The following is a 26,194-nucleotide window of genomic DNA, read 5'->3' as shown; positions in this document are numbered from 1 at the left end:
CCTGGCAGGAGACCGCACCCAGGGCTCGCAACAGTACTCCATTTGGACCACGTGCGTGGATTGGCACGCCGCCCAACTTCTTGTGGGGGGCGGGACTTGGCGGCCCGGGCGGGGTTCGGGCGATCTTGAAAGTGGCGTACTTCACGCAATAGCCGGAAACGGAACTATTGGTTTCGGCCGTACGTCCCTTTGTCGTACAGATGGTTGATCAGGTACGAGAAAGTGCGAGAAAGTGAGGCCAGGTCCCGGAATGCGTGCAAGGCCCGATGTCGGCAAGAAACGGATCGATCTGAGCGTCCCTCAAGTCGCGGGCAGTGCGGTGGCGGCGGTGGTGGCCGCCAAACTCGCCTCCTACTTCGGGGTCTACGGCACGATCCTCGGCGCCGGCGTCGTGAGCGCGATAGCCACCTCCGGAGGCTCCGTCTTCCAGCACTTCTTCAGCCGGACCGGCGCACAGCTCCGGGAGGCGACCGTCACCTCCAAGGAGGCGGAGCAGACCCCCGCGCGCCCGGGGGAGTTCACGGAGGGCACCGTCACCGCGCGCGGGTGGGCAGTTGGAAGCGCCCGGTGCTCGCCGCAGCCCTCGTCTTCGGGGTCACCATGACCGGGATCACCGTCTACGAACTGGTGTCCGGCGACAGCTTCAGCGGCGGCAAGGGGACCACGGTCAGCGCCGCCGTCTCCGGCCACGACACGTCGTCGTCCCCCGAGTCCGGTGACGACGAGCCGAGTCCGGCCGATTCCCCGTCCAACTCCCCGAACGGTTCGTCGGCCGACCCGGAGACGTCGTCCGGCTCGACCGACGGCGGTACACCGTCCAACAGCGGCGGTACGACGTCGAGTCCGACGCCGACGCCCAGCGCTTCGGACGGCGGCACGCCGACCCCCATGCCGAGCGCGTCGGCTACTGACCCAGCACCCTCCGCAAGTAGTCGTTCTGGAACCGACGGTCAGGATCCAGCCGATCCCGCAACGCCGTGAACTCGCCGAAGCGCGGGTAGACCCCGGCGAAGTACTCGGCGTCCCGGGTGTGCACCTTGCCCCAGTGCGGCCGGCCCTCGTGCGCGGTGAGGATGCGCTCGGCGGCGGTGAAGTACGCCTGATAGGGCGTGCCCTTGAACATGTGCACGGCGATGTAGGCACTGTCCCGGCCGGAGGCGGTGGACAGGGCGATGTCGTCCGCGGGGGCGGTGCGGACCTCCACGGGGAAGCTGATCCGCAGTTCCGAGCGGTCGACCATGGTCTTCAGCTCGCGCAGGGTCTCGACGAGGGCCTCGCGCGGGACGGCATACTCCATCTCCACGAAGCGCACCCGGCGCGGGGAGGTGAAGACCTTGTAGGGGATGTCGGTGTACGTCCGGGCCGACAGGGCCTTGCTGGAGATCTGGGCGATCGACGGGACCGTGCCCGGCGCCGCGCGGCCGACCCATTGGGCCACCTGGAAGACGCCGTTGGAGAGGAACTCGTCCTCGAACCAGCCGGAGACCGGGCTCACCGGCTTCTCGGGGCCCGCGCTGCGGTTGTTGCGCTTGGTGTTGGTGTTGCCGGTGTGCGGGAACCAGTAGAACTCGAAGTGCTCGTTCTCGGCCCAGAGTTCGTCGAAGCGCCCGGTGACCTCGTCGAAGGTCATCGGCTCCTCGCGGGCCGTGAGCAGGAAGACGGGCTCCACGGCGAAGGTGATCGCGGTGACGATGCCCAGGGCGCCGAGGCCGATGCGGGCGGCCGCGAAGACGTCGGGGTTCTCCTTCTCGGAGCAGGTGAGTACCGAGCCGTCCGCCGTGACCAGCTCAAGTCCCTTGATCTGGGCGGCTATCGAGGCCGACTCGCGGCCGGTGCCGTGCGTGCCGGTGCTGGTCGCGCCCGAGACCGTCTGCTCCATGATGTCGCCCATGTTCGTGAGCGACAGACCCTCGCGCGCGAGAGCCATGTTGAGTCTCTTGAGCGGGGTGCCCGCCTCGACCGTGACCGTCAAGGCATCACGGTCAATGTTGCGGATGCCGGTCAACAGTTGAGGGCGGATCAACACACCGTCCGTGGCGGCGATCGACGTGAAGGAGTGTCCGCTGCCGACGGCCTTCACCGTCAGACCGTCCTCGCCGGCCCTCCGTACCGCCGCGGCCAGTTCCTCGACGGAGGCGGGCGTGACCTCCCGCGCGGGCCGCGACGCGACCGTTCCGCCCCAGTTACGCCACGTGCCGTTCTTCGCGCTCGCTGTGGTGCTCAACGGTGCCTCCCCGACCCTGTGCCGGTCTGCTGAGCCGGCGGTACCCGAGGAAACCCACCGCGACCGCGACGGCACCGGCGACGACCGGAACCCCGTACCCCGCACGCGCGCCGGCTGCGTCGATCACCCAGCCGGCGACGGAGGAGCCGAGCGCGACCCCGACCGCCAGGCCGGTGCTCACCCAGGTCATGCCCTCGGTGAGCTTCGCGCGAGGTACGTGCTCTTCTATGAGGGACATCGTCGTGATCATCGTGGGTGCGATGGACAGGCCCGCAAGGAACAGCGCCACGGCCAGAAGCGGCAAGTTTCCGACCAGTAGGAGGGGGATCATACTCACGGCCATCGCGCATATGCCCAGCAGCCATCGACGTTCCGGGGCTCCCCGGAAGCGCAGCAGCCCGAACACGACTCCCGCCGCGCAGGAGCCCGCCGCGTACAGGGCGAGCACCACGCTGGCGCCGCCCTTGTGACCTTGCTCGTCGGCGAACGCGACGGTGACCACGTCGACCGCCCCGAAGATCGCCCCGGTCGCCACGAAGGTGGCCACGAGCACCTGGAGACCGGCGGTCCGCAGCGCGGAGCCACCGCCCTTGTCCCCACGCGCGCGTGGATGCGGCGCGGGCTCGGTGGCGCGCTGGCCGGTCAGCCAGAAGACACCGACCGCCAGGAAGCAGGCGGCGAGCAGAGGACCGGCCTCCGGGAACCACGCCGTGGACAGCCCGATGGAGATGATCGGCCCGAAGATGAAGCACACCTCGTCGACCACGGACTCCAGGGAGTACGCGGTGTGCAGTTGCGGGGTGCCCCGGTAGATGGCCGCCCAGCGCGCGCGGACCATCGCGCCCAGGCTCGGCACCGATCCGATCCCGGCCGCGGACACGAACAGCACCCAGTCCGGCCACGCGAAGCGGGCGGCCAGCAGCAACACGGCCGCCGCGGTCAGCGCGACGAGCGTCGCCGGACGCAGCACCCGCCGCTGCCCGTACTGGTCGACCCAGCGCGAGATCCGCGGCCCGATCGCTGCGGCGGCCAGCGCGATGGTGGCCGACAGGGCGCCCGCGAGCCCGTAGCGCCCGTTGATCTGGGAGATCATCGTGACCACGCCGATGCCCATCATCGACAGGGGCATACGGCCGAGGAACCCCGCGGCGGAGAAGCCCTTGGAGCCGGGTGCGGCGAACAGGGCGCGATAAGGGCTGGGCACGGGGGTCTCCGGTCGGGAAGGAGCAGGGGCGGCTCGGGGGAGCGATCACGGCTCGGTGAGAGGCAGTGGCGGCTCGGTAAGGTGTGAATGCGGCTGATACAGCTTACGAGCAGGTCGGCCCCGACGCACCCGCCCGTGAAGCGCCTGGATCTCCGCCCGGATCTTCGTCCCGACCCCCGTCCGGTACCCCGCCGTTTCCCGGCTGTCAGTGGTGGGTGGCAGGATCGGAGGCATGCCAGACGTGCTCGATGCCACCCCCTACGACGCCCTCCTCCTGCTCTCGTTCGGCGGCCCCGAAGGCCCGGACGACGTGGTTCCGTTCCTGGAGAACGTGACGCGTGGGCGAGGCATCCCCAAGGAACGCCTCAAGGAAGTGGGCCAGCACTACTTCCTGTTCGGCGGGGTCAGCCCGATCAACGACCAGAACCGCGCCCTCCTGGACGCCCTCCGCAAGGACTTCGCGGACCACGGCCTGGACCTGCCGGTCTACTGGGGCAACCGCAACTGGGCCCCGTACCTCACGGACACCCTGCGCGAGATGGTCGCCGACGGCCGCCGCCGCATCCTGGTCCTCGCCACCAGCGCCTACGCCTCGTACTCGGGCTGCCGCCAGTACCGGGAGAACCTCGCCGACTCCCTGGCCGCCCTTCAGGCCGAGGGCCTCGACCTCCCCAAGGTCGACAAGCTGCGCCACTACTTCAACCACCCCGGCTTCCTGGAGCCGATGATCGACGGCGTCATCGAGTCCCTCGCCGACCTCCCCGAGGACGTCCGGGACGGCGCGCACCTCGCCTTCTCGACCCACTCCATCCCGACCGCCGCGGCCGACAGCTCCGGTCCGGTCGAGGACCACAGGGACGGCGGGGCGTACGTCGAGGAGCATCTGGACGTGGCCCGGCTGATCGCAGCCGCGATCCGCGAGCGCACCGGCGTCGACCACCCCTGGCAGCTCGTCTACCAGTCCCGCTCCGGCGCCCCGCACATCCCGTGGCTGGAGCCCGACATCTGCGACCACCTGGAAGAGCGCCACGCGGCCGGCGTCCCCGCGGTGGTCATGGCACCCATCGGCTTCGTCTCCGACCACATGGAAGTCCTCTACGACCTCGACACGGAGGCCACGGCCAGGGCCGCCGAACTGGGCCTGCCCGTACGGCGGTCGGCCACCGTGGGCGCCGACCCGCGCTTCGCCGCCGCGATCCGCGAGCTGGTCCTGGAGCGCGCCGCCGTCGAGAGCGGCCGGCAGGTCACGCCCTGTGCCCTGGGCGCGCTGGGCGCCGGCCACAACCTCTGCCCGGTGGGCTGCTGCCCGGCCCGCGCACCCCGCCCCGCCGCCGCGGGCGCCGACAGCCCCTACGCCTGAGGAGTGCCGTGACCGACCCCCTGCCCCAGGAACTGCTCGCACTCGCCCAGGAAGCCGCCCACAAGGCCGGCGCCCTGCTGCGGGACGGCCGCCCGGCCGACCTCGCGGTCGCCGCCACCAAGTCCAGCCCGATCGACGTCGTCACCGAGATGGACATCGCGGCCGAGAAGCTGATCACCGACCTGATCTCCGAACAGCGCCCCGACGACGGCTTCCTGGGCGAGGAGGGCGCCTCCGTCGAGGGCACCAGCGGCGTCCGCTGGGTCATCGACCCGCTCGACGGCACGGTCAACTACCTGTACGGACTGCCCACTTGGTCCGTCTCCATCGCCGCCGAGCTGCACGGTGAGACCGTCGTCGGGGTCGTCGCGGTCCCGATGCGCGGCGAGACGTTCCACGCGGTGCTCGGCGGCGGGGCGTGGGCCACGGGCGCGTGGGAGGGCGAGCGCAGGCTCGCCTGCCGCCCTGCGGCGCCCCTGGAGCAGGCGTTGGTCTCGACCGGCTTCAACTACGTCACCGAGGTCCGCGCCCACCAGGCCGACGTGGCCCAGAAGTTGATCCCGTTGCTGCGTGACATCCGGCGGGGCGGGTCGGCGGCGGTCGATCTGTGCGACGTGGCCGCGGGACGCCTGGACGGTTACTACGAGCGGGGGTTGAACCCGTGGGACCTCGCCGCGGGGGACCTGATCGCCCGTGAGGCGGGCGCCCTGACCGGTGGACGCCCCGGAGAACGCCCCGCACGTGATCTGGCGGTCGCGGGCACCCCCGGCGTCTTCGAGCCCCTCCAGCGGCTGTTGGAGGACTTCGGGGCCTGGCACGACTGACGCTCACAGAACCAACGGCGAGAGCAGTAGCCGACGGCGAGGGCCCGCCAAGTCGGACCGAGGGTGAAAAAGCAGAAGCAGCAGGACCCCGGCGCTGGATTCGCCGGGGTCCTGCTTTTCTGCTGGCCGCACTGATCAGACGCTCGTCGCGCCGACCTCCACACCGTGGTCGGCGGCGAGGCGGCGCAGGTCGTCGAGCTCGGCCTGTTCCACCTCGACGAGGAAGTCGTCGCCCTCGTCACGAGCCCGCGTCAGGTCGGTCTCGGTCGCCCTTATGCGCTGCAGAAGTCCTGCGGTGAATGCGTCCATGCTGCGCCCCCTCGTCCTGGGTCGTGGGTCGTTTGGCACGGGGGTGTGCCGTCCGGAAGGGGCGATCACGTCTGCGGTATGGGGTGCCCAGCGCTGCCCTGGCTGGGCGGCGACGGTGCCGGACACCCACGCCCGCTCTGCGGAAGCGGTTGGACGTACCACAAGGTGGCTTGCCACGTGCAGAGCGTGATCGCGGGGTGTAAATCCGTCCTCCCCCCGCTCCCTTCCGTGGAAACCTCAACCCACCGAGAAAATCCCGCATTCCCGGGCCTCACACCCGACCTTCATCTCGCGCCCGGCCGCCTTACAGCCGACTTATGGCCGAAAAGGGCAGGATGGAGGTCACACAGCCACGAAGACCCTGCCCGCGTGCGCCGAGGCGCGCTACGCGGGTGGACAGAGGAAGGACAAGCGACGTGCGCGTACTCGTCGTCGAGGACGAGCAGCTGCTCGCCGATGCGGTGGCCACCGGACTGCGCCGGGAGGCCATGGCCGTCGACGTCGTGTACGACGGTGCGGCCGCCCTGGAGCGCATCGGCGTCAACGACTACGACGTGGTCGTCCTCGACCGCGACCTCCCGCTCGTGCACGGCGACGACGTCTGCCGCAAGATCGTCGAGCTCGGCATGCCCACCCGCGTGCTGATGCTCACCGCGTCCGGCGACGTCAGCGACCGTGTCGAGGGATTGGAGATCGGCGCCGACGACTATCTGCCCAAGCCCTTCGCGTTCAGCGAGCTGACGGCACGCGTGCGTGCCCTCGGCCGGCGCACCAGCGTGCCGCTGCCGCCCGTCCTGGAGCGCGCCGGCATCAAGCTCGACCCGAACCGCCGCGAGGTGTTCCGCGACGGCAAGGAGGTTCAGCTCGCGCCCAAGGAGTTCGCCGTCCTGGAGGTGCTGCTGCGCAGCGAGGGTGCCGTCGTCTCCGCGGAGCAGCTCCTGGAGAAGGCCTGGGACGAGAACACGGACCCGTTCACCAACGTCGTGCGCGTCACCGTGATGACCCTGCGGCGCAAGCTCGGTGAGCCCCCGGTCATCGTCACCGTCCCCGGCTCCGGTTACCGGATCTGATCCACTGTGGCCACGACCCCCGCGCCTCCCCAGGCGCCCCCGAAGCCCACGTGGGACCCCAGAAGGCCCGAACCGCCGTTCCCCTGGCTGCGCCCCACCATCCGCATAAGGCTCACGCTGCTGTACGGCGGCATGTTCCTGATCGCCGGCATCCTGCTGCTGTCGATCATCTACCTGCTCGCCGCCCAGGCGCTGAACACGGGCAACGAACCGCTGTTCAAGATCGTCGACGGCGATTCGATCAAGGTCACCAGCGACAGCTGCACCGCGGTGAACAACGCGAGCAACATCCCGCTGGGCCAGTTCAACGCCGCGATCAGCGAGTGCATCGACCACCAGCGCCAGGCCGCCCTGGACAACCTCCTCAGCCGCTCGCTGCTGGCCCTGCTGGGTCTCGCGATCATCGCCTTCGCGTTCGGTTACGCGATGGCGGGCCGGGTGCTGTCCCCGCTCGGCCGGATCACCCGCACCGCCCGCGCGGTGGCCGGCTCGGACCTGTCCCGCCGGATCGAGCTGGACGGCCCGGACGACGAACTCAAGGAACTCGCGGACACCTTCGACGAGATGCTGGAGCGGCTGCAGAGAGCCTTCACCGCACAGCAACGCTTTGTGGGGAACGCCTCGCACGAACTGAGAACGCCGCTCGCGATCAACCGCACGCTCCTGGAAGTGCATCTGTCCGATCCCGGCGCCCCCATGGAACTGCAACAGCTGGGCAAGACGCTGCTCGCCACCAACGAGCGCAGCGAGCAGCTCGTGGAGGGTCTGCTGCTGCTCGCCCGCAGCGACAACCAGATCGTCGAGCGCAAGCCCGTCGACCTCGCCGAGGTCGCCGAGCAGGCCGTCGACCAGGTGCACGGCGAGGCGGCCGCCAAGGGTGTGGTGATCCGCGGCGAACAGAAGCCGGCGGTCGTCCAGGGCAATGGCGTCCTCCTGGAGCGCATCGCACTGAACCTGGTGCAGAACGCGGTGCGCTACAACGTGCCGGAGGACGGCTGGGTCGAGGTCACCACGGAGGTGCAGCACGGCCATGCGGTGCTGGTCGTCTCGAACACGGGGCCGGTGGTCCCGGCGTACGAGATCGACAACCTCTTCGAGCCCTTCAGACGGCTGCGTACGGAGCGGACGGGCAGCGACAAGGGGGTGGGTCTCGGCCTGTCGATCGCGCGGTCCGTGGCGCGGGCGCACGGTGGCCATATCTCGGCGCAGCCGCGTGAGGGGGGTGGACTCGTGATGCGAGTCACCCTGCCCATCTGAGATCATGTCGCCGACACACGAGGATGTTCGCTTTGCGCGGAATTTTCTGGCCGCTTCTCCGGCAACCCCGTGTGTGATCGATCACAAGCACGATTTTCGGGGCATCTACTCTCCGTGATCATGCACCCTGTCGGAAAGCCGGGAAAATCCGGGTTTTCGGGGGTCTTGATCACGGGAAGTACACGATGAGGTGCCTTTGAAGAGCGGCACGAGGACCGTGTACGGTCCCCTTCGCCATCCAAGCCGATCACTCTTGAGGGGTCCGGTTGGGTGTCGATTGAGTAACAGACCTTGATGTGAGGCAAAATCTCCGCCTCAGGTCGGGCACAAGTCCGGCCTCTCACGCGTTACGTGCGCTGGAGACACCGCAGACACCCAGAGGGGGAGAGCGCGACATGGCAACGGATTACGACACCCCACGCAAGACCGACGACGACGTCGACTCGGACAGCCTTGAAGAACTCAAGGCGCGTAGGAACGACAAGTCGACTTCCGCAGTGGACGTCGACGAATTCGAGGCCGCCGAGGGCCTTGAGCTGCCCGGAGCGGACCTCTCGAACGAAGAGCTGGCCGTCCGGGTGCTGCCCAAGCAGCAGGACGAGTTCACTTGCATGAGCTGCTTCCTGGTGCACCACCGCAGCCAGCTGGCCCGCGAGAAGAACGGCCAGCCGATCTGCCGCGACTGCGACTGAGGCGGGGTCGGCCGTGACTGGCTCGACCCCACCCTGGAAGCGCCGCTCCCTCCAGCCGGGAGCGGACGAAGGGCCGACAGACGGTCCTCATGGCGCGCGTGACGACGAGCGGGGCTCATCCGAACCTGGATCAGCCTCGCTCGAACCGGCCGACCGGGCTGACCTCCCGGTGCCGGCGGACGTTCCCGCAGCCGCCCCCGTCGCCAAACGACGGGCGGCGGTGATCCGGGACAAGGCCAGGGAAGGCGTCCGTAAGGGCGGCAGCCGGGCCAGGGCCGGTCTGGCGTACCTCGCCGACCGGATCATCGACATCGCCCCGCGGATCCCCGTACGGGACCTTCAGGCGCTTCGGCGACAGTTCCCGGGCCTCGGCCCCGAACAGCTCGCCGACAAACTGGTGGCGGGCGCGGCCAACGCGACATCGACGGTCGGCGCGGGAATCGGTGCCGCGGCGATGCTGCCGGTGCCGCCGGCGATGCCCACCGAACTGGCCGCCGAGATCACCGGCGTCGCCGCGATCGAGCTGAAGCTGATCGCCGAGCTCTACGAGGTCTACGGCGCCCGTCCGCCCGGCGACCTCCGGCAGCGCAGCACCACGTATCTGAACTCCTGGTCCGGGGAGCGCGGTATCGACGTGACCAAACCGTCGACCATGAGCGCCGCGCTGAACGGCCACATGAAGCGCGAGCTGCGCCAGCAGATCATGAAACGGATGGTCCGCGACCTGCCGAACCTGATGCCCTTCATGGTCGGCGCCGCCGTCGGAGCGGTCATGAACCGCCGGGACACCAGGAAACTCGCGGAGCGCATCCGCAAGGACCTGCGCAAGGCCCAGGTCCCGTGGGACGCGCTGCCCGAACTGCCGCCCCTGGAGACCCCGCCCGACCCGCTCCGGATGGGGGAGATCCCGAAGGAACTCGGTCGCTGAACAGGTCCTAGACGGCTGCCGCCCGCGCGGTCTTCAGCGCCTCGGCCAGCCGCTCCGGCTCACGGGTCGACAGATACAGGTACGGCGTAGGGTCGTCCGGGTCGGTGACCTCGACGCGCAGTGCCCTCGGGATGTACGAGCGCAGCAGCAGGAAGGCGCGGGTGTCGGCCTTGTAGGTCCGCCAGGCGCGCGCTTCCTCCGGGTCCAGGATCTCCGCCTCGCCCAGGGCCGTCACCGGGATCTTCGCCTCGCCCGCGATCAGCTGGTCGCCCACGATCCGGATGCGGAGCGAGCCGTAGGAGCTGGCCATGACGGATGCGGCCGCGGTGCCGCCGACCAGGCCGCCGAGCAGCGGCAGGGTGCCGAAGGGCAGCAGGATCAGGGCGAAGGAGACGCCGACCAGGAACGAGATGAACCACCACGAACGGGGGGCGGTGAGGCGCTCGTCGTAGGGGGAGGCGGAAAGCTGCATGGAGCCAAGCTTGGCACGGTGTCCGGAACCTACCGACGCGCGGGTAAGGTCTGCGGCTGTGAGTGGTACTTCTCCAGCTCTTAAGCCTCCGTCCGACGCCGTGAAACCGGTGCGGCACCCTGACGCGCCCGCGCCGGGCGAGCTGCTCGGTGCGCACTACGAACAGTGTTTCGGGTGTGGCGGCGAGCAGCCGCACGGGCTGCACCTGGAGGCGCGGGCCGGCGAGGGCGTGACGATCACCGCCGAGTTCACCGTGCGGGCCGCCCACCAGGGCGCCCCGGGCCTCGCGCACGGCGGCGTGCTCGCCAGCGCGCTGGACGAGACCCTCGGTTCGCTGAACTGGCTGCTGCGGACGATCGCCGTGACCGGCCGTCTGGAGACGGACTTCGTCCGGCCGGTGCCCGTGGACACCGTGCTGTACCTGGAGGCCGAGGTGACGGCCGTGGCCGGCCGGAAGATCTACTCGACCGCCACCGGACGCATCGGCGGCCCCGACGGGCCCCTCGCCGTGCGCGCCGACGCTCTGTTCGTCGAGGTGAAGGTCGACCACTTCATCGACAACGGCCGCCCGCAGGAGATCCGGGCCGCCATGGACGACCCGGACCAGGTCCGGCGTACCCGTGCCTTCGAGGTGAACCCGTGAGCCGTAGCCCTCTGGACGTGTCGATCCGCCGCGTCGACCCGGACGTACCGCTTCCGTCGTACGAGCATCCCGGTGACGCGGGAGCCGATCTGCGGACCACCGAGAGCCGGGAACTGAAGCCGGGTGAACGGGCCGTACTGCCCACGGGGGTGTCTATCGCTCTCCCCGAGGGGTACGCGGCCTTCGTGCACCCTCGTTCGGGGCTCGCCGCCCGCTGCGGTGTTGCCCTGGTGAATGCCCCGGGGACGGTTGATGCCGGGTACCGTGGGGAGATCAAGGTGATCGTGGTGAATCTCGACCCGTACGAGTCGGTTCGGTTCGAGCGCTTCGACCGGATCGCCCAGCTGGTCGTCCAGCAGGTCGAGAGGGTCCGCTTCCACGAGGTCGCGGAACTTCCCGAATCGGCGCGGGCCGAGGGGGGCTTCGGGTCCACCGGCGGTCACGCCGCCGTGGGCGGCACCACGGGTGGGAATCGATACGCTTCGGTCGTATCCGACCGGGAAGGACAGTGACGTGTTCGGACGTCGCAAGAAGGGCACTGCCGCCGAGGACGCGGCGAGCGAGGCCGAGCAGGTCGTCGACGACGTCGACACTGAGGCGGACGAGTCGGTCGAGCGCGTGAAGCTTGAGCCGGAGCCCCGCCCCGACGGACCCTGGGACGACTCGGAGGTCGGCGACCCCGCCGAGGGCCGGGTGGACCTGGGCGGTCTGTTCGTGCCGGGAGTCGACGGCATGGAGCTGCGGGTCGAGGTCGCGGGTGACGCGATCGTCGCCGCCACCGTGGTCCTCAAGGACAGTGCCATCCAGTTGCAGGCCTTCGCCGCTCCCAAGCGCGAGGGTATCTGGGGCGAGGTCCGCGAGGAGATCGCCAGCGGCATCACCCAGCAGGGCGGCATCGTCGACGAGGTCGAGGGGCCGCTGGGCTGGGAGCTGCGCGCGCAGGTTCCGGTGCAACTGCCGGACGGCACGGGCGGTTTCCAGGTGGTGCGGTTCGTCGGTGTGGACGGTTCGCGCTGGTTCCTGCGCGGGGTGATCTCCGGGCAGGGCGCGGTGCAGCCGCAGGCGGCCGGTCTGCTCGAACAGATCTTCCGGGACACGGTCGTTGTGCGCGGCGAGGGCCCGATGGCGCCCCGCGACCCGATCGTCCTGAAGCTGCCGAACGACGCCCAGATGGTTCCCGAGGGCGTCCAGCAGGAGGAGGCGGGTTCCCGCTTCTCCGGCGGCATGGGCCAGCTGCAGCGCGGTCCGGAGGTCACCGAGATCCGCTAGCTGGAGCAAGAACACCGGAACAGACGAAAAAAGGGCCGTACCTCTCCCGGGGTGCGGCCCTTCGTCGTGCGCGCACTCTTGACGGCTCATTGGTACGTACCTATGGTCTCGGCTCAACGCCCAAGTTCATGAGGGTGCTCTGTGTTCACATACGAGAACGGAGTCACCGTGCGCCGCGCTGCCCTGCTCTCCGTCGTCACCGCGCTGGTCCTGGGCTTCTTCGCCCAACCCGGCACCGCCGCCCAGGCGGCCCCCGCCACCTTCGTCCATCCCGGAGTCGACGTCTCCCGGAGCCAACTGGACTTCGCCCGCACCGAAGTCCTCGCCGGCGCCCAGCCCTGGAAGGGCGCCTACGACCAGATGATGGCCAGCTCCTACGCCAGCCTGAGTCGCACCCCGAAGCCCAGAGCCGTCGTCGAGTGCGGCTCGTACTCCAACCCCAACTACGGCTGCACCGACGAGCGCGAGGACGCGATCGCGGCCTACACCGACGCGCTCGCCTGGTACATCACCAAGGACGCGCGCTACGCCCAGAAGGCCATCGAGATCATGGACGCCTGGTCGGCCACGATCACCAGCCACACCAACAGCAACGCGCCCCTGCAGACCGGCTGGGCCGGCGCCTCCTGGCCCAAGGCCGCCGAGATCATCAAGTACACGTACACCGGGACCTGGACCAACTCGGCCCGCTTCGCGACCATGCTGCGCAACGTCTACCTGCCCGAGATCATCAACGGCTCCAATTCCAACGGGAACTGGGAGCTGACGATGATGGACGCCGCCGTCGGCATCTCCGTCTTCCTGGAGGACAAGACGTCGTACGACAAGGCCATGGCGATCTTCCGGACGCGCACGGCCGCGTACATCTACCTCGCCTCGGACGGCAGTGTGCCGAAGACCGTGCCGAGCCAGAACCTCGACACCACGGCGAAGATCGTCAGTTACTGGCAGGGCCAGTCGACCTTCGTCACCGGGCTCACCCAGGAGACGTGCCGCGACTTCACGCACACCGGGTACGGCCTCTCGTCGATCTCGCACGTCGCCGAGACCAGCCGGATCCAGGGCACCGACCTCTACGGCACCGACGTGGGGGAGCGGCTGCGGCAGGCGCTCGGGTTCCAGGCCAAGTACCAGCTGGGGACGGCCGTGCCGAGCTGGCTGTGCGGCGGGTCGCTGACCCTCGGGCTCGGGCCGGTCACCGAGGTCGGCTACAACGCCCTGCACAACCGCCTGGGCATCGCGATGACCAACACCCAGACGCTCACCCTGAACAACCGCCCGGCCGGCAGCAACAACCTCTTCGTGGCCTGGGAGACCCTCACGCACGGCGACAACCCCAACTGAACAGCGCCTGACCCTGATGCCCGTGCGGTGCCGTACGGGCATCAGGGATGCGTCAAAGACGTCCCGTACCGCGCTCACCACCCCATTTGTCGGACTTATTGGCCGTAAAGTCGACGCTGCGTACACAGGTGTGACGGGAAGACAATGAGGCCATGGGACGCGGCAAGCTTCGGATCTACCTCGGTGCGGCACCGGGCGTCGGCAAGACGTACGCCATGCTGTCCGAGGCCCACCGCAGGGTGGAGCGGGGCACCGACTGCGTGGTCGCCTTCGTGGAGCACCACGGGAGGGCCCGCACCGAGGTGATGCTCCACGGCCTGGAGCAGGTCCCGCGCGTGGAGCTGGCCTACCGGGGGACCGTCTTCACCGAGATGGACGTCGACGCCGTGCTGCGCCGGGCCCCCGCCGTCGCCCTCGTGGACGAACTCGCCCACACCAACATCCCGGGCTCCCGCAACACCAAGCGCTGGCAGGACATCGAGGAGCTGCTCGCGGCCGGCATCGATGTGGTGTCCACCGTCAACATTCAGCACCTGGAGTCCCTAGGTGATGTCGTCGAGTCGATCACCGGGGTGCGCCAGCAGGAGACCGTCCCGGACGAGGTCGTCCGCCGGGCCGACCAGATCGAACTCGTCGACATGTCGCCACAGGCGCTCCGCCGCCGCATGGCGCACGGCAACATCTACAAGCCCGACAAGGTCGACGCGGCCCTGTCGAACTACTTCCGGCCCGGAAACCTCACCGCCCTGCGGGAGTTGGCGCTGCTGTGGGTGGCCGACCGGGTCGACGAGTACCTCCAGGAGTACCGCAGCGAGCACCAGGTCTCGGCGATCTGGGGTTCGCGCGAGCGGATCGTCGTAGGACTGACCGGCGGCCCCGAAGGGCGGACGCTGATACGGCGGGCCGCGCGGCTCGCCGAGAAGGGGGCCGGCGGCGAGGTACTGGCCGTCTACATCTCCCGCAGTGACGGGCTGACCTCGGCATCCCCGAAGGAACTCGCCCTCCAGCGCACCCTCGCCGAGGACCTCGGCGGCACCTTCCACCACGTCGTCGGCGACGACATCCCGGCCGCGCTGCTCGACTTCGCGCGCGGGGTGAACGCCACGCAGATCGTCCTCGGCTCCTCGCGGCGCAAGACCTGGCAGTACGTCTTCGGGCCGGGAGTGGGCGCCACGGTCGCCCGGGAATCGGGCCCTGACCTGGACGTCCACATCGTCACCCACGAGGAGGTCGCCAAGGGGCGCGGGCTGCCCGTGTCCCGGGGCGCGCGGCTCGGGCGGGCGCGGATCGTCTCGGGGTGGGTGGTCGGGGTGGTCGGGCCGGTGGGGCTCGCGCTGCTGCTGAACGCCGTCCATCTCGGGCTCGCCAACGACATGCTGCTGTTCCTGTCGCTGACGGTGGCGGCGGCGCTGCTCGGCGGGCTGCTGCCGGCGCTGGTCTCGGCGGCCCTGGGCTCGTTCCTGCTGAACTACTACTACACGCCCCCGCTGCACCGGCTGACGATCGCCGACCCCAAGAACATCGTCGCCATCGCGATCTTCGTCGGCGTCGCCGTGTCCGTGGCCTCCGTGGTGGACCTCGCCGCGCGACGCACCCAGCAGGCCGCCAGACTCCGCGCCGAGTCGGAGATCCTGTCCTTCCTCGCGGGCAGCGTGCTGCGCGGCGAGACCAGCCTCGAAGCGCTCCTGGAACGGGTCCGGGAGACCTTCGGCATGGAGTCCGTGGCCCTGCTGGAGCGCAAGAGCGACGTGGACCCCTGGACCTGCGCCGGCCGGGTCGGCGTGGGCGCGCCGCTGGAGCGGCCCGAGGACGGCGATGTGGACATGCCGGTCGGCGACCACATGGCCCTCGCGCTGACCGGCCGGGTGCTGCCCGCCTCCGACCGCCGGGTCCTCGCCGCCTTCGCCGCCCAGGCCGCCGTCGTACTGGACCGCCGACGCCTGCGCGAGGAGGCCGACCAGGCCCGCGCGCTCGCCGAGGGCAACCGCATCCGTACGGCACTCCTGGCGGCCGTGAGCCACGATCTGCGGACCCCGCTCGCCGGCATCAAGGCGGCCGTCTCCTCCCTGCGGTCCGACGACGTGGCGTGGTCCGAGGAGGACCAGGCCGAACTGCTGGAGGGCATCGAGGACGGCGCCGACCGGCTCGACCACCTCGTGGGCAACCTGCTCGACATGTCCCGCCTGCAGACCGGCACGGTCACGCCGATCATCCGCGAAATCGACCTGGACGAGGTCGTGCCGATGGCGCTGGGCGGGGTCCCCGAAGGCAGTGCGGAACTGGACATCCCGGAGACGCTGCCCATGGTGGCCGTCGACCCCGGGCTGCTGGAGCGGGCGGTGGCCAACCTGGTCGAGAACGCGGTCAAGTACAGCCCGCCCGGCGAAACCGTCCTGGTGTCCGCCAGCGCCATCGCCGACCGCGTCGAGGTACGGGTGGTCGACCGGGGCCCGGGAGTCCCGGACGCGGCCAAGGACCGCATTTTCGAGCCCTTCCAGCGCTACGGCGACGCCCCGCGCGGCGCCGGAGTGGGACTCGGTCTCGCCGTGGCGCGCGGCTTCACCGAGGCGATGAACGGCACCCTGAACGCCGAGGACACGCCCGGCGGCGGCCTCACCATGGTCCTCACGCTCCGCGCGGCGGACGGCATCGTAGAAGGCGCGCATGACGTGTTTGACGTACAACCGGAAAGGCAGGCCTCATGACCAGGGTCCTCGTGGTCGAGGATGAGCCGCAGATCGTGCGGGCCCTCGTGATCAACCTCAAGGCGCGGAAGTACGAGGTCGACGCGGCCGCCGACGGCAAGACCGCCCTCGATCTCGCCGCCTCCCGCCACCCCGACGTGGTCGTTCTCGACCTGGGGCTGCCCGACATGGACGGCGTCGAGGTGATCCGGGGGCTGCGGGGCTGGACCCGGGTGCCGATCCTGGTGCTGTCCGCGCGGCACTCCTCCGACGAGAAGGTCGAGGCGCTGGACGCGGGGGCCGACGACTACGTCACCAAGCCGTTCGGCATGGACGAGCTGCTGGCCCGGCTGCGGGCCGCCGTGCGCCGGGCCGAGCCCACCGGGGGCGGCGAGGACGACGTCCTGGTCGAGACCGACGAGTTCACCGTCGACCTGGCCGCCAAGAAGGTCCAGCGGGACGGGCGGGACGTACGGCTCACCCCCACGGAGTGGCATCTGCTGGAGGTGCTGGTGCGCAACACCGGGCGGCTGGTCAGCCAGAAGCAGCTCCTCCAGGAGGTCTGGGGGCCGTCGTACGGTACCGAGACGAACTATCTGCGCGTCTACATGGCACAGCTGCGGCGGAAGCTGGAGACGGACCCCGCGCATCCCAAGCACTTCATCACGGAGCCCGGTATGGGCTACCGGTTCGAGCGCTAGGGCCGTGGGTACGTTGCTGTCAGTGGACCCCGGTACGCTTCAGATATGAGCGCTGTCCCTCGTTCCGAAAAGCCGGCCGGACGGTTCCGGCGCATGCTCGACCGGCTCTCCACCTCGCAGGAGGACCTGGAGTCGGAGGAGCTGCGTGAGGACGCCGAGACCGAGGGCTGTGTCCGGATCGGCGACTGCCACGACCGACAGATCGTGACGGTTACTGGTACCTTGCGCACGGTCACGCTGCGCCCCCGGGCGGGGGTGCCGGCCCTGGAGGCCGAGCTGTTCGACGGTTCGGCCGCCCTGGACGTGGTGTGGCTCGGCAGGCGCTCCATCGTGGGGATAGAACCGGGGCGCAAGCTGATCGCGTCCGGCCGGATCTCGATGAGCCGGGGCCGCCGGGTGCTCTTCAACCCCAAATACGAACTGAAACCCCTCGGACGGGAGTAGCCGGTGACGTCGCTCGACAAGCCGACCGCGGACACCGTGGACGCCGAAGACAGCGAGCAGGATGTCCGGGCGGTGACCGAGGCGGCCCTCTTCGAGGCGTTCGGCGGCCTGCGCGGCATGATCGAAACGGTCCTGCCCGGCCTGCTCTTCGTCAGCATCTTCACCGTCAACAAGAACCTGCACTGGTCGGCGATCGCCGCGCTGGCCGTGGCGCTGGCCCTGGTCGTGGTCCGGCTGGCCACCCGGGACACCGTCAAGCACGCCTTCAGCGGCGTCTTCGGCGTCGCCTTCGGTGTCGTCTTCGCGATGATGACGGGCAACGCCAAGAACTTCTACCTCCCCGGCATGCTCTACACGCTGGGCCTGGCACTCGCGTACATCGTCACGACCCTCGCCGGCGTCCCGCTGATCGGCCTGATCCTCGGCCCGGTCTTCAAGGAGAACCTCTCCTGGCGGACCCGCAACCCCGGCCGCAAGAAGGCCTACGCCAAGGCCAGTTGGGCCTGGGGCCTGATCCTGCTCGCCAAGTGCGCGATCCTCTTCCCGCTCTACTGGTGGGCCAACACCGCCCAACTCGGCTGGGTCCTCGTCGCGTTGAAGATCCCGCCCTTCCTCCTCGCCGTCTGGCTCACCTGGGTCTTCCTCGCGAAGGCGCCCGCGCCGATCGACGTGTTCGCGGAGATGGAGGCGGAGGAGCAGGCGGAGAAGGAACGCAAGGCTGCCGCCGAGGCCTCTGGCGAGACCCAGGACGCCACGGCGGGACGGCACCGGCGCGACGCATAGTTTTCGCTACGACGAGGAGGGGCGCCCTGAGATCTCAGGGCGCCCCTCCTCGTCGTAGACGTCTGGCGTGTCAGCTCGCCGCGTCCTCCCGGCGTACCGACAGCAGATCCTCCAACTGCTCCTCGCGCGCCTGTGCCGCCACGAACAGCAGCTCGTCGCCCGCCTCCAGCGAGTCCTCGCGGGACGGGGTCAGCACGCGCGTGCCGCGGATGATCGTGACCAGGGACGTGTCCTCGGGCCATTCCACGTCGCCGACCTGGGTGCCCGCGAGGGCGGACTCCTCGGGGAGGGTCAACTCGACGAGGTTGGCGTCGCCGTGGCTGAAGCGGAGGAGGCGGACAAGGTCGCCGACCGACACCGCCTCCTCGACCAGGGCCGACATCAGGCGGGGGGTGGAGACGGCCACGTCGACGCCCCAGGACTCGTTGAAGAGCCATTCGTTCTTGGGGTTGTTGACGCGGGCGACGACGCGCGGGACGCCGTACTCCGTCTTCGCGAGGAGGGAGACGACGAGGTTGACCTTGTCGTCCCCGGTCGCGGCGATCACGACATTGCAGCGCTGCAGCGCCGCCTCGTCCAGGGACGTGATCTCGCAGGCGTCGGCCAGCAGCCACTCCGCCTGGGGGACCCGCTCGACCGAGATCGCGGTCGGGGCCTTGTCGATGAGAAGGATCTCGTGACCGTTCTCCAGGAGTTCTCCGGCGATCGAACGTCCGACCGCGCCGGCTCCGGCAATGGCGACCCTCATCAGTGACCGCCCTCCTCTTCGGGACCCTTGGCGAACGCCGCCTCGACCTTGTCGACCTCGTCCGTACGCATCATCACGTGCACGAGGTCGCCCTCCTGCAACACGGTCTGCGAAGAGGGCAGCATCGCCTCGCCGAGCCGGGTGAGGAACGCCACGCGGACGCCCGTCTCCTCCTGCAGCTTGCTGATCCGCTGGCCTACCCAGGCGGCCGAGGCGTGCACCTCGGCGAGCTGGACACCGCCGGTGGGGTCCCGCCACAGCGGCTCCGCGCCCGAGGGCAGCAGCCGGCGCAGCATCTGGTCGGCGGTCCAGCGGACCGTGGCCACGGTGGGGATGCCCAGGCGCTGGTAGACCTCGGCGCGGCGGGGGTCGTAGATACGGGCCGCGACGTTCTCCACGCCGAACATCTCGCGGGCCACGCGCGCGGAGATGATGTTCGAGTTGTCACCGCTGGAGACGGCCGCGAACGCGCCCGCCTCCTCGATGCCGGCTTCGCGCAGGGTGTCCTGGTCGAAGCCGACCCCGGTGACCCGGCGGCCGCCGAATCCGGGGCCCAGCCGACGGAAGGCGGTGGGGTCCTGGTCGATCACGGCGACCGTGTGCCCCTGTTGCTCCAGGGTCTGGGCGAGAGCGGAACCCACTCTGCCGCAGCCCATGATGACGATGTGCACGACCGTCCTTCCGGTGTCCTGAAATCAATGCTCAGCCCCATCAGGGTCTCAGACCGAGGCCCAAGCTACACACGCCCGGTCCATCCGGGGCACCCCTGTGCATCAACGGCGGCCGATGCTGCGCACGCTGGCCAGGGTGAGGATTCCGAGGCCGACGAGGGCGGCCAGGGCGCCGATCAGCTCTGCGGTCGGGGGCATGGAACCTCCAGGAGGCGGCGGGAGCGGGGTTCTGTCATAGAGACACGGGGCCGGCGATCTTGACGGAATCCGCAACTCCGCTCGTCCCTCATTTCACTCGTGAGGCAGATGACAGCGGGTAAGGCGGGGGAAAGTAGAGGATCGCCTGTTCGAAGGCCTACGATCCTCTGTTGTGTCCAAACTGACCGACGTGCCCAAGCGCATCCTCATCGGGCGCGCACTGCGCAGTGACCGGTTGGGCGAAACGCTCCTGCCGAAGCGCATCGCACTCCCCGTCTTCGCCTCCGACCCGCTGTCCTCCGTGGCGTACGCGCCCGGCGAGGTGCTGCTGGTCCTCTCCATCGCGGGCGTGTCGGCGTACCACTTCAGCCCCTGGATCGCGGTCGCGGTCGTGGTGCTGATGTTCACCGTGGTCGCCTCCTACCGGCAGAACGTCCACGCCTACCCCAGTGGCGGCGGCGACTACGAGGTGGCCACCACCAACCTCGGCCCCAAGGCCGGCCTCACCGTCGCCAGCGCCCTGCTCGTCGACTACGTCCTCACCGTCGCCGTGTCGATCGCCTCCGGCATCGAGAACCTCGGCTCCGCGGTCCCCTTCGTGGTCGAGCACAAGGTGCTCTGCGCGATCGCCGTCGTGGTGCTTCTCACGCTGATGAACCTGCGCGGGGTGAAGGAGTCCGGCTCGCTGTTCGCGATCCCGACGTACGTCTTCGTCGCGGGCGTCTTCGTCATGATCGCGTGGGGCGCGTTCCGTGGCCTGGTCCTCGGCGACACCATGCGCGCGCCGACCGCCGCCTACCACATCAGGGCCGAGCACCAGGGCCTGGCGGGCTTCGCCCTGGTCTTCCTGCTGCTGCGTGCCTTCTCCTCCGGCTGTGCGGCGCTCACCGGTGTCGAGGCGATCTCCAACGGCGTCCCGGCCTTCCGCAAGCCCAAGTCGAAGAACGCGGCGACCACGCTGGCGGCGATGGGCATCCTGGCCGTCACGATGTTCTGCGGGATCATCGCCCTCGCCATGACGACCAAGGTCCGCATGGCCGAGAACCCCGGCACCGACCTGCTGCACAACGGCGTCGCGATCGGCTCCGGCTACGTCCAGAACCCGGTGATCTCGCAGGTCGCCGAGGCCGTGTTCGGCAAGGGCAGCTTCCTGTTCGTCGTGCTCGCCGCGGCCACCGCGCTGGTGCTGTTCCTGGCCGCCAACACGGCGTACAACGGCTTCCCGCTGCTCGGCTCGATCCTCGCCCAGGACCGCTACCTCCCGCGCCAGCTGCACACCCGCGGCGACCGCCTGGCCTTCTCCAACGGCATCGTGCTGCTGGCCGGCACCGCGGCCATGCTGCTGGCGATCTACGGCGCCGACTCGACCCGCCTGATCCAGCTGTACATCGTCGGCGTGTTCGTGTCCTTCACCCTCAGCCAGACCGGCATGGTCCGGCACTGGAACCGCCACCTGGCCACCGAGAAGGACCAGGCCAAGCGCCGCCACATGGTCCGCTCCCGGGCGATCAACACCTTCGGCGCGTTCTTCACCGGCCTGGTGCTGGTCGTCGTCCTGGTCACGAAGTTCACGCACGGCGCCTGGGTGGCACTGCTCGGCATGTGCATCTTCTACGCCACGATGACCGCGATCCGTAAGCACTACGACCGGGTCGCCGAGGAGATCGCGGCCCCCGAGGGCCCGAGCGACGACAGCCTCCGGCCGTCCCGCGTCCACTCGGTCGTCCTGATCTCCAAGATCCACCGCCCGGCTCTACGGGCCCTCGCCTACGCCAAGCTGATGCGCTCGGACACCCTGGAGGCGCTCAGCGTCAACGTCGACCCGGCGGAGACCAAGGCGCTGCGCGAGGAGTGGGAGCGGCGCGGGATCGACGTACCGCTGAAGGTGCTGGACTCGCCGTACCGGGAGATCACGCGGCCGATCATCGAGTACGTGAAGAGCCTGCGGAAGGAGTCGCCGCGGGACGCGGTGTCCGTGATCATCCCCGAGTACGTCGTGGGCCACTGGTACGAGCATCTGCTGCACAACCAGAGCGCGCTGCGGCTCAAGGGCCGGCTGCTGTTCACGCCGGGCGTGATGGTGACGTCGGTGCCGTACCAGCTGGAGTCCTCCGAGGCGGCGAAGAACCGGGCGCGGAAGCGGAGCGAGTGGAGTGCGCCGGGTGCGGTGCGGCGGGGGCCCGCGGAGGAGCGGCACAGCGAGTCCTCCAAGTCCAAGCTCTAGCCGGCTCCAGCCGGCACGGCTTTGTGGTGAGCGGTCAGGCGGGGTCCACGTAGACTGGTGGGCTGTTGTCCTGCCGTTCCCCTTGGTACGTCCCTTCGCTCGCCCCCTTTCGCATTTGGAGTCACCCCGCCATGCAGGCAGAACCGAAGAAATCGCTGGTGGGGGAGGAGTACGAGGTCGAGGTGGGCCCCGTCGCCCATGGCGGGCACTGCATCGCCCGTACGTCCGAGGGGCAGGTGCTGTTCGTCCGGCACGCGCTGCCCGGTGAGCGGGTCGTCGCGCGGGTCACCGACGGCGAGGAGGGCGCGCGGTTCCTGCGTGCCGACGCGGTGACGATCCTGGACGAGTCCAAGGACCGGGTCGAGGCGCCCTGTCCGTACGCCGGGCCCGGCCGCTGCGGCGGCTGCGACTGGCAGCACGCCAAGCCCGGCGCCCAGCGTCGCCTCAAGGGCGAGGTCATCACCGAGCAGCTGCAGCGGCTCGCGGGGCTCACGCCCGAGGAGGCCGGCTGGGACGGCACGGTGATGCCGGCCGAGGGCGACAAGCTGCCCGCGGGCCAGGTACCGCGGTGGCGCACGCGCGTGCAGTACGCGGTGGACGTCGACGGCAACGCCGGTCTGCGCAAGCACCGTTCGCACGAGGTCGAGCCGGTCGAGCACTGCATGATCGCGGCGCCGGGCGTCAGCGAGCTGGGCATCGAGGAGCGCGACTGGTCCGGCATGGCCTCGGTCGAGGCGATCGCGGCGACGGGTTCCCAGGACCGCATGGTCATCCTGGAGCCCCGCCCCGGCGCCCGCCTGCCCCTGGTCGAACTCGAACGCCCGGTCTCCGTCATGCGCGTCGAGGAGCACGACGGCGGCATCCACCGCGTCCACGGCCGCGCGTTCGTGCGTGAGCGGGCCGACGGCCGTACGTACCGCGTCGGCAGCGGCGGCTTCTGGCAGGTCCACCCGATGGCCGCGGACACCCTCGTCAAGGCGGTCATGCAGGGCCTGCTGCCGCGCAAGGGCGACATGGCCCTCGACCTGTACTGCGGCGTCGGCCTCTTCGCGGGTGCCCTCGCCGACCGCCTCGGCGACAAGGGCGCGGTCCTCGGCATCGAGTCCGGCAAGCGCGCGGTCGAGGACGCGCGGCACAATCTCGCCGGGTTCGAGCGGGTGCGGATCGAGCAGGGCAAGGTCGAGAGCGTGCTGCCGCGGACCGGGATCAGTGAGGTCGACCTGATCGTCCTCGATCCGCCGCGGGCGGGGGCGGGCAAGAAGACCGTGGAGCACCTGTCTTCGCTCGGGGCGCGGAAGATCGCTTATGTGGCTTGCGATCCGGCCGCGTTGGCGCGGGACCTGGCGTACTTCCGGGACGGCGGGTATCGGGTGCGGACGCTTCGGGCGTTCGATCTGTTTCCGATGACGCATCATGTGGAGTGCGTGGCGATCCTTGAGCCGGTGGCTAAGGTGTCCTGACCTGCGGTTTTGTGCGTGCGCATGATGCGCGGTGTGGGTGTTACGGGCGATATCTTGACGCCGAAATGACGCTCATGACGCTCATTTGACGCTCGTTCTGATGGGGCGTCAGGCGTGCTGCGTCCCTGGCCAGGCGATGTGACGTGCAGTCCGGTCCGGCTGAGGCGTACCGCTGAGGATTTCGTGATGCCCAGCGGTCGTGCTCAGTCCATCGACGGTCGGCGCGCGGTCCGTTGAGTCGGAAGGCGTTGAGCAGGGAACCCGGAAGCCGCTGGCTTGTCCTCGTAGTCAAACTCCCGGCGGAGCCCTCGCGGCACCGGGTCGCGGTCTGGCGGGAGCTGCGCAGGATCGGCGCGCTCTCGCTGGGCCAGGGCATCTGGGCCGTACCCGAAGTGTCCGTCTTCGCGGACGGCATCGCCCGCGCGCTCGAACTCACGGAGCAGCCCGGCGGCCTGGGGGTGACGCTGAACGCGACCGGGCGGAGTCCTGCGGATGCCGCCCGTTTCCAGGCCATGTTCACCGCAGCGCGCTCGGAGGACTGGGCGGAGTTCCTGGCGGACTGCGGCGAGTTCGAGGCGGAGATCGCCAAGGAGACCGCATCGCCAAGTTCACGCCGGCCGAGCTGGAGGAAGAGGGGCAGTCTCTGGACCGGTTGCGCCGCTGGCACCGTGATCTCACTGCCCGCGACGTGTTCGGCGCCCCGGAGGCGGCCGAGGCTGGTGAGCGCTTCAAGCAGTGCACCGTCGTCTGTGAGAACCATGCGGAGCGGGTCTTCCGTGCCCTGCACGAGACCCCGGAGCAGGATCGATGACCGCGCCGGCGGCTTCCCAGGAAGCGCCCGCCTGGCAGATGTGGACCCTGTACGCCGCCGCGCTCGCCGTCCCTGCTCTGCCGCCGCTGCCCAAGACCCGGCAGACCGTGCTCGACCTGGCCCGGTGCCTTTTCGACTCGGACTTCCTCGGACCCACCGGCGCGTTGGCCGCTGCCACCGTCGCGCTGTCCGTCGGCGTGGGTTTCCTGCCCGTCTCCGGCCGGGCGGCCGGGCCGGGCACGGTGGCCACCGGCGCGGCGGTGTCGGTGATTGCCGTGTGTGCCGCGCTCGTGCAGCCGCGTGCGGGACGGGCGTTGGACGACGGACGCCTCATCACCCGTACGGGGATCATCGCCGGACTACTGACCGCAGCCATCGGCGTTGCCAGTGCCATGCTGCCGGGCTTGACTGGCGTCCTCGTCGGAGCGGCCCTGATCGGCACCGGCACCGGCGTGATCACGCCGCTCGGCTTCGCTGCTCTCACCGCCTCCACTCCCAGCGAGCGCCTCGGCCAGGCCATGGGCGCCGCCGAGCTGGTCCGCGAACTCGGCGACGCGGGCGGCCCGCTCCTGGTCGCGGCCGTCGCCACTCTCACCCGCGGCTACGTGGCACTCGCGGCTCTGCTCGCAGGTGGAGCAGCGGTTGGCTTCGTTCACCGCCGTTCCGGAGCGGCATGACACCGACTTGCGTGTGGCGCCGGGCGCCTCAGCAGGCGATGTCCAGCGTGATGCCGGCCTTGACGAGGGCTCTCGGGGTGAGCGATCCCGTCGTGAGAGTGGGTGACGAGCGCGAGGCCGCGGCCCGATCCGGGAATGGCGCGGCTGGTCTCGGCGCGGGTGAAGCGGCCGAAAATGTGCGGCAGGAATTCCGGCGGGAGTCCAGGCCCTTGATCCGCGACGGACAGGAGGAGCGGCCCGGGCAGGCCAGTGCCATCACGCGGGTGAGTTCGGCCGCCGGCTTCAGGCCACGCCTCATGCTCGTGCACTCGCTCTCGGCAGGTTCTTTCCGGGGCAAGGGTGTTCTAGGGGGGACACGAGCTACCAGGCGGCGGTGTGCGGGGGACGTCGTCCCGTACACCAAGCCACGGGGCGGCGGCTGTTTCGCTCCCGTATCGGCTGACGCAGGCGGACGTCCTGGAAAGGCTCGGTGAACTCCGGGGGTGTAGGCGGCCGTTAACGGGGGTCAGGATGTGTCGCGTGGTGTGTGCAGGATGCCGTTCAGCAGCATCCGGGTCGTCCACCTCCGGCGCGTCTGCGGGCTTCCCGAGAGCAGTTCGGCGCCGAGGGCGGTGACGTGGGGCACCTTGTCCGGGGAGGCGTTTTCGATGGCGGCCGCGACCGCCTCCCACTCCCACTCCGTGCTGTCCGAACCGTCCTCGCCCGCATGCTCGGCGGCGCTGGCCGTGGCCACTTGGAGCAGCGTGTCCACTCCCCAGGCCGCCTGGTCGTCAGGCACCCCACCCCGCTTGAGGAGAGCCAGCAACGCGTCCAGCAGGTTCAGGTAGTTGGTGCCCGAGGGCCGGGCGACCAGTGCGGAGTGGGCGAGGCTCGGAAGCTGGACGAGGAGGTGGGTGTAGGAGGCGAGGATGATCTCGATCCCCTCGCGCCAGTCCTCGCTCACGCCGGCCGGCCCCAGGTCGACCTCGCCCAGTAGCTCGTCGAGGATCGCGGCGTGCAACTCGGCTGTGTTCGCCACGTAGACGTACAGCGAGGCCGGACCCGTGTCGAGTTCCTTGGCCAGACGGCGCATCGTGACGCGTTGCAGCCCCTCGGCACGCATGACGCGGACGGCGGTAGCGATGATTCCGCTACGGGTCAGGGCGGGCTTGGCCGGCCGCTCGCGACGGCTGACGGGTTCAGATCTGGCGGTCATGC

The 26,194-nt window shown here is 69.8% G+C and carries 25 protein-coding genes and 2 pseudogenes; 19 read left to right on the top strand and 8 right to left on the bottom strand.

The window, feature by feature from the left end; all coding sequences use genetic code 11:
• Positions 1 to 250 precede the first annotated feature (250 nt).
• Positions 251 to 981 (top strand): annotated as a pseudogene (locus tag ACGFY9_RS10295) (hypothetical protein).
• Here ACGFY9_RS10295 and ACGFY9_RS10290 read toward each other — a convergent pair.
• Complete coding sequence (locus ACGFY9_RS10290) at positions 905 to 2,224, bottom strand: D-arabinono-1,4-lactone oxidase (RefSeq protein WP_393753276.1); 1,320 nt, start codon at positions 2,222 to 2,224, stop codon at positions 905 to 907. The pseudogene ACGFY9_RS10295 and the gene ACGFY9_RS10290 sit on opposite strands and share 77 nt — an antisense overlap.
• Positions 2,184 to 3,428 (bottom strand): MFS transporter, encoded by a 1,245-nt coding sequence (locus ACGFY9_RS10285; protein WP_393753275.1) that lies wholly within the window; start codon positions 3,426 to 3,428, stop codon positions 2,184 to 2,186. The genes ACGFY9_RS10290 and ACGFY9_RS10285 overlap by 41 nt, the downstream gene beginning before the upstream one ends.
• A 232-nt stretch (positions 3,429 to 3,660) precedes the next feature.
• Here ACGFY9_RS10285 and ACGFY9_RS10280 point away from each other — a divergent pair, with 232 nt between their 5' ends.
• Complete coding sequence (locus ACGFY9_RS10280) at positions 3,661 to 4,788, top strand: ferrochelatase (protein ID WP_393753274.1); 1,128 nt, start codon at positions 3,661 to 3,663, stop codon at positions 4,786 to 4,788.
• Positions 4,789 to 4,796: 8 nt separating this feature from the next.
• On the top strand, positions 4,797 to 5,612 hold the full coding sequence (locus ACGFY9_RS10275) for an inositol monophosphatase family protein (protein ID WP_393753273.1): 816 nt from the start codon (positions 4,797 to 4,799) through the stop codon (positions 5,610 to 5,612).
• Positions 5,613 to 5,747: 135 nt separating this feature from the next.
• Here the strand turns inward: ACGFY9_RS10275 and ACGFY9_RS10270 are convergent, their stop codons facing one another.
• Positions 5,748 to 5,921, bottom strand: coding sequence for a hypothetical protein (locus ACGFY9_RS10270; RefSeq protein WP_019061061.1), 174 nt, complete (start codon positions 5,919 to 5,921; stop codon positions 5,748 to 5,750).
• 416 nt (positions 5,922 to 6,337) lie between these two features.
• Here ACGFY9_RS10270 and ACGFY9_RS10265 point away from each other — a divergent pair, with 416 nt between their 5' ends.
• From ACGFY9_RS10265 to ACGFY9_RS10250, 4 genes are all read left to right on the top strand, one after another.
• Complete coding sequence (locus tag ACGFY9_RS10265) at positions 6,338 to 6,991, top strand: response regulator transcription factor (RefSeq protein WP_010983842.1); 654 nt, start codon at positions 6,338 to 6,340, stop codon at positions 6,989 to 6,991.
• Positions 6,992 to 6,997: 6 nt separating this feature from the next.
• The gene (locus tag ACGFY9_RS10260) at positions 6,998 to 8,248 is read left to right on the top strand and encodes a sensor histidine kinase (RefSeq protein WP_393753272.1); all 1,251 of its coding nucleotides are present in this window, start codon (positions 6,998 to 7,000) and stop codon (positions 8,246 to 8,248) included.
• Positions 8,249 to 8,643: 395 nt separating this feature from the next.
• Positions 8,644 to 8,940 (top strand): DUF4193 domain-containing protein, encoded by a 297-nt coding sequence (locus ACGFY9_RS10255; RefSeq protein ID WP_005481602.1) that lies wholly within the window; start codon positions 8,644 to 8,646, stop codon positions 8,938 to 8,940.
• 13 nt (positions 8,941 to 8,953) lie between these two features.
• On the top strand, positions 8,954 to 9,868 hold the full coding sequence (locus ACGFY9_RS10250) for a hypothetical protein (RefSeq protein WP_393753271.1): 915 nt from the start codon (positions 8,954 to 8,956) through the stop codon (positions 9,866 to 9,868).
• Between the two features lie 7 nt (positions 9,869 to 9,875).
• Here the strand turns inward: ACGFY9_RS10250 and ACGFY9_RS10245 are convergent, their stop codons facing one another.
• Positions 9,876 to 10,340 (bottom strand): DUF3093 domain-containing protein, encoded by a 465-nt coding sequence (locus ACGFY9_RS10245; protein WP_366493333.1) that lies wholly within the window; start codon positions 10,338 to 10,340, stop codon positions 9,876 to 9,878.
• A gap of 58 nt (positions 10,341 to 10,398) precedes the next feature.
• Between ACGFY9_RS10245 and ACGFY9_RS10240 the strand changes: the two genes are divergently transcribed.
• The 8 genes from ACGFY9_RS10240 to ACGFY9_RS10205 all read left to right on the top strand — a co-directional run bounded on the left by ACGFY9_RS10240 (position 10,399) and on the right by ACGFY9_RS10205 (position 18,208).
• Positions 10,399 to 10,983, top strand: a complete 585-nt coding sequence (locus tag ACGFY9_RS10240) for a PaaI family thioesterase (RefSeq protein WP_393753270.1) — start codon at positions 10,399 to 10,401, stop codon at positions 10,981 to 10,983.
• Complete coding sequence (dut, locus tag ACGFY9_RS10235) at positions 10,980 to 11,495, top strand: dUTP diphosphatase (protein ID WP_393753269.1); 516 nt, start codon at positions 10,980 to 10,982, stop codon at positions 11,493 to 11,495. Before ACGFY9_RS10240 ends, dut begins: the two co-directional genes overlap by 4 nt.
• Position 11,496: 1 nt before the next feature.
• Positions 11,497 to 12,252 (top strand): DUF3710 domain-containing protein, encoded by a 756-nt coding sequence (locus ACGFY9_RS10230; protein WP_393753268.1) that lies wholly within the window; start codon positions 11,497 to 11,499, stop codon positions 12,250 to 12,252.
• A 168-nt stretch (positions 12,253 to 12,420) separates the two neighbouring features.
• Positions 12,421 to 13,596 carry an alginate lyase family protein gene (locus ACGFY9_RS10225; protein ID WP_393753267.1) on the top strand — a complete coding sequence of 392 codons (1,176 nt, stop codon included), beginning with the start codon at positions 12,421 to 12,423 and terminating at the stop codon, positions 13,594 to 13,596.
• Positions 13,597 to 13,748: 152 nt separating this feature from the next.
• A complete protein-coding gene (locus tag ACGFY9_RS10220; protein ID WP_393753266.1) occupies positions 13,749 to 16,301 on the top strand; it encodes an ATP-binding protein in 2,553 nt (850 codons plus the stop codon).
• Entirely contained in the window at positions 16,298 to 16,981 is a 684-nt protein-coding gene (locus ACGFY9_RS10215) for a response regulator (RefSeq protein ID WP_381251119.1), read from the top strand. The genes ACGFY9_RS10220 and ACGFY9_RS10215 overlap by 4 nt, the downstream gene beginning before the upstream one ends.
• A gap of 45 nt (positions 16,982 to 17,026) precedes the next feature.
• Positions 17,027 to 17,425, top strand: a complete 399-nt coding sequence (locus tag ACGFY9_RS10210; protein WP_078652621.1) for an OB-fold nucleic acid binding domain-containing protein — start codon at positions 17,027 to 17,029, stop codon at positions 17,423 to 17,425.
• 3 nt (positions 17,426 to 17,428) lie between these two features.
• Positions 17,429 to 18,208: a DUF3159 domain-containing protein gene (locus ACGFY9_RS10205; protein WP_393753265.1), complete on the top strand. Its 780-nt coding sequence runs from the start codon at positions 17,429 to 17,431 to the stop codon at positions 18,206 to 18,208.
• Positions 18,209 to 18,278: 70 nt separating this feature from the next.
• On the opposite strand, the gene ACGFY9_RS10200 is transcribed toward ACGFY9_RS10205, so the two are convergent.
• Together ACGFY9_RS10200 and ACGFY9_RS10195 are read right to left on the bottom strand one after the other, a co-directional pair.
• A complete protein-coding gene (locus tag ACGFY9_RS10200; RefSeq protein WP_019061074.1) occupies positions 18,279 to 18,956 on the bottom strand; it encodes a TrkA family potassium uptake protein in 678 nt (225 codons plus the stop codon).
• On the bottom strand, positions 18,956 to 19,627 hold the full coding sequence (locus ACGFY9_RS10195) for a TrkA family potassium uptake protein (RefSeq protein ID WP_033283949.1): 672 nt from the start codon (positions 19,625 to 19,627) through the stop codon (positions 18,956 to 18,958). Before ACGFY9_RS10195 ends, ACGFY9_RS10200 begins: the two co-directional genes overlap by 1 nt.
• Positions 19,628 to 19,997: 370 nt before the next feature.
• Between ACGFY9_RS10195 and ACGFY9_RS10190 the strand changes: the two genes are divergently transcribed.
• The 4 genes and pseudogenes from ACGFY9_RS10190 to ACGFY9_RS10175 all read left to right on the top strand — a co-directional run bounded on the left by ACGFY9_RS10190 (position 19,998) and on the right by ACGFY9_RS10175 (position 24,997).
• Positions 19,998 to 22,049, top strand: coding sequence for an APC family permease (locus ACGFY9_RS10190; RefSeq protein ID WP_393753264.1), 2,052 nt, complete (start codon positions 19,998 to 20,000; stop codon positions 22,047 to 22,049).
• Between the two features lie 131 nt (positions 22,050 to 22,180).
• Positions 22,181 to 23,509, top strand: coding sequence for a class I SAM-dependent RNA methyltransferase (locus tag ACGFY9_RS10185; RefSeq protein WP_366493324.1), 1,329 nt, complete (start codon positions 22,181 to 22,183; stop codon positions 23,507 to 23,509).
• Between the two features lie 233 nt (positions 23,510 to 23,742).
• A pseudogene (locus ACGFY9_RS10180) lies at positions 23,743 to 24,320 on the top strand (Chromate resistance protein ChrB).
• Complete coding sequence (locus tag ACGFY9_RS10175; protein ID WP_393753263.1) at positions 24,317 to 24,997, top strand: hypothetical protein; 681 nt, start codon at positions 24,317 to 24,319, stop codon at positions 24,995 to 24,997. Before ACGFY9_RS10180 ends, ACGFY9_RS10175 begins: the two are co-directional and overlap by 4 nt.
• Here the strand turns inward: ACGFY9_RS10175 and ACGFY9_RS10170 are convergent.
• Together ACGFY9_RS10170 and ACGFY9_RS10165 are read right to left on the bottom strand one after the other, a co-directional pair.
• Positions 24,973 to 25,305, bottom strand: a complete 333-nt coding sequence (locus tag ACGFY9_RS10170; protein WP_393753262.1) for an ATP-binding protein — start codon at positions 25,303 to 25,305, stop codon at positions 24,973 to 24,975. The two genes, ACGFY9_RS10175 and ACGFY9_RS10170, sit on opposite strands and share 25 nt — an antisense overlap.
• A gap of 197 nt (positions 25,306 to 25,502) precedes the next feature.
• A complete protein-coding gene (locus ACGFY9_RS10165; RefSeq protein WP_393753261.1) occupies positions 25,503 to 26,192 on the bottom strand; it encodes a TetR/AcrR family transcriptional regulator in 690 nt (229 codons plus the stop codon).
• Positions 26,193 to 26,194: the final 2 nt, after the last annotated feature.

The organism is Streptomyces sp. NPDC048504 (genome assembly GCF_043200035.1).
Lineage (GTDB): Bacteria > Actinomycetota > Actinomycetes > Streptomycetales > Streptomycetaceae > Streptomyces.
Note: the sequence above shows the minus strand (reverse complement) of the source record. Positions and strands in the feature narration are given on the sequence as shown.

What these genes read in the sequence shown, in the direction of transcription:
- ACGFY9_RS10280 (WP_393753274.1), top strand. Translation starts at nt 3,661, where the DNA reads ATGCCAGACGTGCTCGATGCCACCCCCTACGACGCCCTCCTCCTGCTC.
- ACGFY9_RS10270 (WP_019061061.1), bottom strand. Translation starts at nt 5,921, where the DNA reads ATGGACGCATTCACCGCAGGACTTCTGCAGCGCATAAGGGCGACCGAG.
- ACGFY9_RS10255 (WP_005481602.1), top strand. Translation starts at nt 8,644, where the DNA reads ATGGCAACGGATTACGACACCCCACGCAAGACCGACGACGACGTCGAC.
- ACGFY9_RS10245 (WP_366493333.1), bottom strand. Translation starts at nt 10,340, where the DNA reads ATGCAGCTTTCCGCCTCCCCCTACGACGAGCGCCTCACCGCCCCCCGT.
- ACGFY9_RS10220 (WP_393753266.1), top strand. Translation starts at nt 13,749, where the DNA reads ATGGGACGCGGCAAGCTTCGGATCTACCTCGGTGCGGCACCGGGCGTC.
- ACGFY9_RS10215 (WP_381251119.1), top strand. Translation starts at nt 16,298, where the DNA reads ATGACCAGGGTCCTCGTGGTCGAGGATGAGCCGCAGATCGTGCGGGCC.
- ACGFY9_RS10210 (WP_078652621.1), top strand. Translation starts at nt 17,027, where the DNA reads ATGAGCGCTGTCCCTCGTTCCGAAAAGCCGGCCGGACGGTTCCGGCGC.
- ACGFY9_RS10200 (WP_019061074.1), bottom strand. Translation starts at nt 18,956, where the DNA reads ATGAGGGTCGCCATTGCCGGAGCCGGCGCGGTCGGACGTTCGATCGCC.
- ACGFY9_RS10185 (WP_366493324.1), top strand. Translation starts at nt 22,181, where the DNA reads ATGCAGGCAGAACCGAAGAAATCGCTGGTGGGGGAGGAGTACGAGGTC.
- ACGFY9_RS10175 (WP_393753263.1), top strand. Translation starts at nt 24,317, where the DNA reads ATGACCGCGCCGGCGGCTTCCCAGGAAGCGCCCGCCTGGCAGATGTGG.
- ACGFY9_RS10165 (WP_393753261.1), bottom strand. Translation starts at nt 26,192, where the DNA reads ATGACCGCCAGATCTGAACCCGTCAGCCGTCGCGAGCGGCCGGCCAAG.